The sequence below is a fragment of the Nonomuraea aridisoli genome, from assembly GCF_003236395.1.
GTDB lineage: Bacteria > Actinomycetota > Actinomycetes > Streptosporangiales > Streptosporangiaceae > Nonomuraea > Nonomuraea aridisoli.
The window spans coordinates 1-1,464 of record NZ_POUD01000557.1 but is presented as its reverse complement, the minus strand read 5'-3'; the positions used below and the strand labels follow the sequence as shown (position 1 = coordinate 1,464).

Sequence of the window (1,464 nt, the reverse complement as noted above, 5' to 3'; positions counted from 1 at the left end):
GAAGCCCACCCATACAGGAACCGCCGCCAAGCCGACCGAAACGGGACCCGGCCCGACCGACGCCCAAATCCCCGAACCCCGGGACACGCACCCCACCGAAACCCGGGACACCCAGCCCAGCGAGGCCGGGATGACGGCCGGCGCGGGGACCCGGGCGGCAGCAGACGTCCAGCTCCCCGAAACCGGCAGCACAGCGGGGGCTTCCGGGGTGCTCAAGTCCGTTCAGGCCGTCGCGGTGGTCAGCGGGGCCATCGCGGTCTCCACCTTCCTGGCGCAGCTCGTGCCGTGGTGGACGTTCCCGGTGCCGATGTTGTCGGTGATCGTGACGATCCTCGCCATCGCCGGGCTCATCACCGCCGCCGCCTTCGCCGGCCCCTGGCGCGCCCACGTGCTGGGCCCGCTGACCGTGGTCGCCGCCGTCACGTCGCTCGCTCTGCTGCTCGACGTCATGACCGGCTCCACACTCCAGGTGAACGCCGTCACCGGCTACGAGCCCGTGACCGGCGGCCGCTTCTACGGCTTCAGCAACATCGCCTTCGCCGTCTACGCCACGGGCACGATCCTCGGCCTCGCCGGAGTGGCCCAGTGGTTGCTCGGCAGAGGCGTGTCGAGAGTCGTGGTGGTCGCGGCGTGCGGCGCGTACGGCGCCTTCGCGGTCTTCGCCGACGGATGGCCCTCGTGGGGTGCGGACTTCGGCGGCGTCCCGGCGTTCGTGGTCGGCCTGGCCGTCTTCCTCATCCTCCTCTCCGGCAGACGCGTCTCCCTCGTACGGCTGCTGCTCGTCGGCCTGGCCGGAGCGGCGCTGGTGGGCGCGCTGTCGGTGTTCGACTGGCTGCGTCCCGACGACCAGCGCACCCACCTGGGCAACTTCGTCCAGCAGATCATCGACGGCCAGGCGTTGACCGTCGTCGGCCGCAAGTTCATGGCGATGATCGGCGTGACCGTGGGCAACCTGCCGCTGACCCTGCTCTCGCTCGTCGCGCTGGCCTTCCTCTTCCTGGTGCTGGCCCGGCCGTCGCGCTGGGGCGCCTCGGCGCTCGGCCAGGCGTACGCGGTGGCCCCGACACTGCGTGCGGGCCTGTTCGGCGCGCTCACCTGCGCGTTCGTCGGCTTCCTCATGAACGACTCCGGCATCGCCATCCCCGCTATGGCGCTGACGGTCGCGGTGCCGCTGACACTGGCGGCGTGCGTACGCGCCTTGCAGCTCGCCAGGCCCACACCACCAGCGCCACCGTCAGGGCGAGCAGCACCCAGGCGAGCTGAGGCCTGACGACCTCCCTGAGCCAGGCGAGGTCGTCAGGCTGCCCCTCGACCCGGGCGGGCAGGTAGGCCAGCGACAACACCATCAGGTGCGCCACCACGAACCCGTCCACCGCCGACGCGCCCACCAGCGCCAGCAGCCCGAGCGCCAGCCCGTCGTACCAGGGCAGCACGTACGGCGTCGCGAACACGTACGCCACCGCC

The 1,464-nt window shown here is 71.9% G+C and carries 1 pseudogene; it reads left to right on the top strand.

Annotation, left to right across the window (positions count from 1 at the left end):
• Positions 1-1,270: pseudogene (locus C1J01_RS48020) on the top strand (hypothetical protein); the annotation flags it as partial.
• Positions 1,271-1,464: the final 194 nt, after the last annotated feature.